The sequence below is a fragment of the Prauserella sp. PE36 genome (assembly GCF_003311655.1).
In the GTDB taxonomy this organism is placed as follows: domain Bacteria; phylum Actinomycetota; class Actinomycetes; order Mycobacteriales; family Pseudonocardiaceae; genus Prauserella_A; species Prauserella_A endophytica.
The window spans coordinates 1-6,986 of record NZ_QEQT01000030.1; the positions used below are offsets into that span (position 1 = coordinate 1).

The 6,986-nt window shown below is 70.9% G+C and carries 6 protein-coding genes; 5 read left to right on the top strand and 1 reads right to left on the bottom strand.

Annotated elements, in window-relative coordinates:
- Nucleotides 1-211: 211 nt before the first annotated feature.
- Nucleotides 212-1,687 carry an aldehyde dehydrogenase family protein gene (locus tag DI005_RS02230; RefSeq protein WP_112266943.1) on the bottom strand — a complete coding sequence of 492 codons (1,476 nt, stop codon included), beginning with the start codon at nt 1,685-1,687 and terminating at the stop codon, nt 212-214.
- Nucleotides 1,688-1,834: 147 nt separating this feature from the next.
- On the opposite strand from DI005_RS02230, the gene dxs reads away from it, so the two are divergent.
- From dxs to DI005_RS02255, 5 genes are all read left to right on the top strand, one after another.
- Nucleotides 1,835-3,754, top strand: coding sequence for a 1-deoxy-D-xylulose-5-phosphate synthase (dxs, locus tag DI005_RS02235; protein WP_112266941.1), 1,920 nt, complete (start codon nt 1,835-1,837; stop codon nt 3,752-3,754).
- A 98-nt stretch (nt 3,755-3,852) separates the two neighbouring features.
- Nucleotides 3,853-4,548 carry a response regulator transcription factor gene (locus tag DI005_RS02240; RefSeq protein WP_112266939.1) on the top strand — a complete coding sequence of 232 codons (696 nt, stop codon included), beginning with the start codon at nt 3,853-3,855 and terminating at the stop codon, nt 4,546-4,548.
- Nucleotides 4,545-5,681, top strand: a complete 1,137-nt coding sequence (locus tag DI005_RS02245; protein WP_112266937.1) for a cell wall metabolism sensor histidine kinase WalK — start codon at nt 4,545-4,547, stop codon at nt 5,679-5,681. The genes DI005_RS02240 and DI005_RS02245 overlap by 4 nt, the downstream gene beginning before the upstream one ends.
- Nucleotides 5,682-5,698: 17 nt before the next feature.
- Entirely contained in the window at nt 5,699-6,523 is an 825-nt protein-coding gene (locus DI005_RS02250) for an aldo/keto reductase (RefSeq protein WP_113641106.1), read from the top strand.
- A gap of 175 nt (nt 6,524-6,698) precedes the next feature.
- Nucleotides 6,699-6,986, top strand: a 288-nt coding sequence (locus DI005_RS02255) for a helix-turn-helix domain-containing protein (RefSeq protein WP_255565650.1), incomplete at its 3' end; no start/stop codon positions are given.

Genomic DNA, 6,986 nt, shown 5'->3' on the forward strand with positions numbered 1-6,986 from the left:
GGGGGACTCGCGGTCCGGAGCGGGGGACTCGCGGTCCGGAGCGGGGGACTCGCGGTGCGCCATTCACCGGTTCAGCTACCGCACCGCGGGATCATCCACATCGGATGGTCCCGCCTCGAGCGGGCACCCGGTCGCGTGCTGTGGGGCGCGGTGCTGCTCATCGGCGCCGGGTCCGTCGTCCATCCGGTCGCCGCCCATGCCTTCCTCCCGGTCAGGAGCCTCCCGAGAACCAGCGCTGCGGCGCGGGCCGCAGGTTCTGATAGATGTGCTTGACCTCCTGGTACTCGGCCAGCCCTGTCGGCCCGAGCTCCCGCCCGAAGCCGGACTGCTTGAACCCGCCCCACTCGGCCTGCGGCAGATAGGGATGGAAGTCGTTGATCCAGACCGTTCCATGACGCAGCCTGCCCGCGACGCGCTGCGCCCGGGAGGCGTCGGACGTGAACACCGCGCCCGCGAGCCCGTAGTGGGTGTCGTTGGCGATGCGCACGGCATCGTCCTCGTCGGTGAACGTCTCCACCGTGAGCACCGGCCCGAACGACTCCTCTCTGACCGCGGTGCTGCCCTGTGCCACGCCGTCGAGCACGGTCGGCAGGTAGTAGAAGCCGTCCGCCAGCTTCTCGTCGTCCGGCCTGCGGCCCCCGGTGCGCAGCACGGCGCCCTCGGCGAGCGCGGTGGCGACGTAGCGTTCCACCTTCTCGCGGTGCGCCGCCGAGATGAGCGGCCCGGTCTCGGCCTCGGGGTCGAACGGGCCGCCGAGCCGGATCAGCTCCGCGCGGCGCACCACCTCGTCGACGAAGGCGTCATGGATCTCCTGCTGCACGATCAGCCGCGACCCCGCGGAGCACACCTGGCCCGAGTGCAGGAAGATCGCCGTGAGCGCGTAGTCCACGGCCGTCTCGAAGTCGGCGTCGGCGAAGACGACGTTCGGGTTCTTGCCCCCGAGCTCGAGTGCGACTTTTTTCACGGTGGCCGCGGCCGAGGCCGCGATCACCTTGCCGGTGCCGAGGCCGCCGGTGAACGAGACGAGGTCCACGTCGGGGTGCTCCGCCAGCGGCGCGCCCGCGGCGGCGCCCGCGCCCAGCACGAGGTTGCCGACCCCGGCGGGCAGGCCCGCCTCGGTGAGGATCCGCATGAGCAGGATCGCCGTGTGGGGGGTCAGCTCACTCGGTTTCAGGACGAACGTGTTGCCCGCGGCGAGCGCGGGCGCGACCTTCCACGCCGTTTGCAGCAATGGGTAGTTCCACGGGGTGATGAGCCCGCACACGCCGACCGGCTCGTGCACGATCCGGCTGACGGAGTCCGCGTCCCCGGTGTCCACCACGCGACCGGCGTCCTGGCCGGCGAGCTTGCCGTAGTAGCGGAAACAGGCCGCGATGTCGGCCATGTCGTACTCGCTCTCCACCAGGCGTTTGCCCGTGTCGAGCGACTCGGCCCTTGCGAAGGCGTCCCGGTCGCGGTCGAGCAGGTCGGCCACGCGAAGCAGGAGGTCGCCCCGCTGCCAGGAGGGGGTCGAGGACCAGGCGCCGTCGTCGAACGCCGCCCTGGCCGCCGCGATCGCGCGCTCGGTGTCCTCCCGCGTCCCTTCGTCCACAGTGGCGACGAGGGAACCGTCGGCGGGACAACGGATCTCCCGCGTGCCACCCGAGGCCGCGCCGACCCATTCCCCGCCGATGAAGAAGTCCGCCATCGTTCGTCTCTCCGTACTCCAGACAATGGTTCACGACCGTACCTTTGTCGTGGTGATGGATCCACCCGGTCGAGGCCGACTTCATCGTGGCGTGTCTCTCCTAGACTGGGCGGGCGAGGCATCGAACCGAGGCGAGCGAGGTGGAGCGTGACGTTGCTGGAGTCCGTACACGGGCCGGCCGACCTCAGGCGAATGGACCACGGGCAACTGGGCGTGCTGGCCGAGGAGATCAGGCAGTTCCTTGTCGAGAAGGTGTGCAGGACCGGCGGTCACCTGGGGCCCAACCTGGGGGTTGTCGAGCTGACGCTGGCGTTGCACCGCGTCTTCGACTCGCCGCGCGACTCGATCCTGTTCGACGTCGGCCATCAGTCGTATGTGCACAAGATCGTCACCGGCCGCCATGATGGTTTCGACCAGCTGCGCCAGCAGGGCGGCATCGCGGGTTACCCGGCGCGCGCGGAGAGCGACCACGATCACATCGAGAACAGCCACGCCTCCACCGCCCTGTCCTACGCGGACGGTCTCGCCAAGGCATACCGGCTCGCGGGTGGGGGGCGGCACGTCGTCGCGGTGGTCGGTGACGGCGCGCTCACCGGCGGCATGTGCTGGGAGGCCCTCAACAACATCGCCGCCAATCCCGACCACCCCGTCGTGATCGTGGTCAACGACAACGGCCGGTCGTACTCGCCGACGATCGGCGGCCTCGCCGAGCACCTCGCCGCACTGCGCCTGCGGCCCGGCTACGAGCGGATCCTCGACGGTGGGCGTGAGCTGCTCCAGCACACGCCGGTGGTCGGCAAGCCGCTCTACACGGCCCTGCACGCCGCGAAGGCGGGCATCAAGGACGCGCTCAGCCCGCAGGTGATGTTCTCGGACCTCGGCCTCAAGTACTTCGGCCCCGTCGACGGTCACGACGTCGCCGCGCTGGAGAAGGCCCTGCACAACGCGAAGTCGTTCGGCGGGCCGGTGATCGTGCACGCGGTGACCGAGAAGGGCCATGGCTACCCGCCCGCGGTCAACCACGAGGCCGACCAGATGCACCAGACCGACCCGATCGACCCACAGACGGGGCTGCCGCCGAAGAAGGGGCCGAGCTGGACGTCGGTGTTCTCCGACGAGCTCGCCCGCATCGGAGCCGAACGCGAGGACGTGGTCGCCATCACGGCGGCGATGCTGCGCTCGACGGGTTTGCACAGGTTCGCCGACGCCTACCCGGACCGTTGGTACGACGTCGGCATCGCAGAGCAGCACGCGGTCACCTCGGCGGCGGGGCTGGCGATGGGCGGGCTGCACCCGGTGGTGGCGATCTACTCGACGTTCCTCAACCGCGCGTTCGACCAGGTGCTGATGGACGTCGCGCTGCACCGGCAGCCCGTGACGTTCGTGCTCGACCGCGCCGGCATCACGGGCCCCGACGGGCCCAGCCACCACGGCATGTGGGATCTGTCGCTGCTCGGCATGGTGCCGGGTATGAGGGTCGCCGCCCCGCGCGACGCCGAGACGCTGCGGGAGGAGCTGCGCGAGGCGGTCGCCGTCTCCGACGGGCCCACCGCGCTGCGCTTCTCGCGTGGCGGCGTCGTGGAGTCGGTGCCGGCGCAGGAGCGGATCGGCACGGTCGACGTGCTGCGCAAGGGTGCCAGCGAGGACGTGCTGCTGGTCGTGGTGGGCGCCTTCGCCCGGCTCGGGCTCGCGGCGGCCGACCGGCTGGCCGACCAGGGCATCGGCGTGACCGTCGTCGACCCGAGGTGGGTGGTGCCGGTGCCGGAGCAGCTCGTGGAGCTGGCCGCCCGTCACCGGCTCGTGGTCACGGTCGAGGACAGCGGCCGCCACGGCGGCTTCGGGTCCGCGCTGGCCGCTGCGCTGCGTGACGCCGACTGCGACGTTCCGTTGCGTGATCTCGGTGTGCCGCAACGATTCCTGGCACACGGCACGCGTGACGAGGTGCTCGCCGGGATCGGGCTCACGGCCCAGGACGTCGCCCGCAGGGTCACTGAGTGGGCCTCCACCCGTCTCGGCGAGCCGCACGCCACCAGCACCGTGGAGACCACGGAGTCCACGCCGGAATGAGCCCGTCTCGCACCGGCGAGCCGGAGCCGCTGAACGCCTAGAATTTCAACCGGGTCTTCACACAGGAAGCTCTCAGAAATCTGTGACACGGTGTTGACGTGCGGGTATTGGTAGTTGAGGACGAGGCGCCGCTCGCCGAGGCGATCGCGCGCGGCCTTCGCCGGGAGGGCATGGCCGTCGACGTCGCCTTCACGGGGGACGAGGGTCACGAGAAGGCGGCCATCACGCGGTACGACGTCGTGCTGCTCGACCGGGACCTGCCCGGCATGTCGGGTGACGACCTGTGCAAGGAGATCGTCACGTCCGGGGAGCTGACCCGGGTGCTCATGCTCACCGCCAGTGGGGCGGTGTCCGACCGGGTCGAGGGCCTGTCGCTGGGGGCGGACGACTACCTCGCCAAGCCATTCGCGTTCCCCGAACTGGTCGCGCGCGTGCGCGCGCTGGGCAGGCGGGCCACCCCGGCCACGCCGCCGGTGCTCACCGCGGGCGACGTCGAGCTCGACCCCTCGCGCCGCACCGTGCGCAGGGGCGGTGAGCTGGTGGAGCTGACGCGCAAGGAGTTCGGCGTGCTGGAGGTGCTGCTCTCCGCGGGCGGCGCCGTGGTCAGCAGCGAGGACCTCCTCGAGCGCGTGTGGGACGAGAACGCCGACCCCTTCACCACCACGGTGCGCGTCACGGTGATGACGCTGCGCAAGAAGCTGGGTGAGCCGGGCATCATCGACACGGTGGTCGGTTCCGGTTACCGGGTGCCGGGCGCGGGCTCGAGTGCGGAGTCTGGTTCGCTCGCGGAGTGATCCGCCGTACGGGACTCCCGGTGCGCAGCCTGCGCGCCCGTATCACCGTGCTCGCGACCGTGCTCGCCGCGGCCGTCAGCCTGGTCCTGCTGTGGCTCGCGTGGACACTCGTCGGTGACGCCGTCGCCGCGGTGCCGCAGCTGCCGCCCGGCACCACCGTCCGGGTCGATGGCGCCGACATCGAGGCGTCCGTGCTGGCCGACCATCTGAGACAGCACGCGAGGGAACGCGTGCTGATCGCCGGGGTGATCGCCTTCTGCTTCGTGGTGGCCGCCGCGGGGATCCTGGCGTGGACGTTCACCTCGCGTGTGCTGCGGCCGCTGCGGGAGATCACCGACACCGCGACGCGCCTCTCGGTCGAGTCGATGGGGGAGCGCATCGGGGAACTGTCCACTCGCGACGAACTCGCCGAGCTGGCCCACACGTTCGACGCCATGCTCGACCGGCTCCAGGCCGCGTTCGACGCGCAGCGGCATTTCGTCGCCAACGCGAGCCACGAGCTGCGCACCCCCCTCTCGGTGATTCGCACCGAGCTGGACGTGACGTTGTCCGACGAGCACGCCGACGAGGCCGAGCTGCGGCGCATGGCCGGGGTCGTGCGCGACGCCACCGAGCGGGCGGAGCAGCTCGTCGGCTCGCTGCTGCTGCTCGCGCGCACCGACGGCGCGGGGCTCGTGCTCACCGAACCGGTGGATCTGGCCGCGGTCGCCGGCACGGCGTGGCGGGCGGTGCGGACCGAAGCCGAGGGGCGGGGCCTGCGGGCGGAGTTCAACCTCGCTCCCGCCATCACCACCGGCGACGCCGCGCTGCTGGAACGCGTGGCGGGCAACCTGCTGGAGAACGCGGTGCGGCACAACGTCGACGGCGGCTGGCTGGAGGTCGCCACCGAGCAGGGGCCCCGCCGCGCGACGCTGCGGGTCCGCTCGTCGGGGCCGCTGATCGACCCCGCGACCGTCACCGAGCTGTTCGAGCCGTTCCGCAGGGCGGGGGTCGCCCGCACCGCGCGGTCGGGGGCCGGTCTCGGGCTCTCCATCGTGCGTGCCGCCGTGCAGGCCCACGGCGGCGCGGTCGGCGCCGAGCCCGTGGTCGGCGGTGGGCTCGCGGTCACCGTCCACCTGCCCGCGGCACCGTAGCGGGTTACGGTCGGGACATGGTTTCCGAAGTCGAACTCAACAACGGTGTCCGCATCCCCCAGCTCGGGTACGGCGTCTACAGGATCCCGGACGGCGACGTCGCGGGCGCGGTGCACCGGGCGTTCGAGGCCGGGTACCGCAGCATCGACACGGCGACGCTGTACGGCAACGAACGCGGTGTGGGCCAGGCCGTGCGGGAGTCCGGGCTGCCGCGCGAGGACGTGTTCGTCACCACCAAGCTGTGGAACACCGAGCACGGCCACGACGAGGCTCTGCGCGCGTTCGAGGGCAGTCTGCGGCAGCTGGGGCTCGACTACGTCGACCTGTACCTCATCCACTGGCCGGTGCCGAGCAGGGATCGCTACGTCGACACGTGGCGGGCGCTGGAGAAGATCGCCTCCGACGGCCGGGCCCGCGCGATCGGCGTCTCCAACTTCCAGGTGCCGCACCTGCGAAGGCTCATCGACGAGACCGGGGTCGTCCCGGCGGTGAACCAGATCGAGCTGCATCCGTGGCTGCAGCAGCCGAAGCTGCGGGCGTTCCACGAGGAGCACGGCATCGCGACGGAGGCGTGGAGCCCCATCGCACGGGGCGGCGAGCGGCTCTCCGGCAGTGAGGTGATCTCCACGGTCGCCCGCAAGCACGGCAAGACCCCGGCGCAGGTGGTGCTGCGCTGGCACATCGAACTCGGCCACATCGCGATCCCGAAGTCGGTGACGCCGGAGCGGATCAAGCAGAACATCGACGTCTTCGACTTCGAGTTCGACGAGCAGGACGTAGCCGGCTTCGCGACCCTGGAGGCGGGCGAGCGCCTCGGCCCGCACCCCGACACGCACAGCTAACCGTATAACACCCTATACGCTCCGGCCTCGACTGCAGTGAAGGCCACCATGCCTGCGTTGAACGCAGTGTTGAGTCTCAGCTGATGTGACACAGTTTGTGTCTCTCGGCATGTGACACACCCGGGTCCGGGTGATATCGGGGTCTGTCGCTTGAGCAGCGTTGTGGTTGCTGACCATGACGCGGAAGCGGGCGAAGATGCTGCTGATGGACGCCACGTTGGTGGTTCAGCCGAAGCTGGAGAACGTGTCGGAGTGGTGCCGGGCCAACGGTGTCGATAGGCGTACGTTTTATCGGCACCGTGCCCGGATCCTGGCCGAGGGGCAGTGGCGGGAGCGGTCCCGGCGGCCGAAGACCTCCCCGGGGGCCACGCCGGAGCCGGTGGTGGCCGAGATCGTGCGGCTGCGCGCTGAGCTAGCCCCGGACAACGGCGCCGACCCGATCCGTGACGCGCTGCAGGTGCTG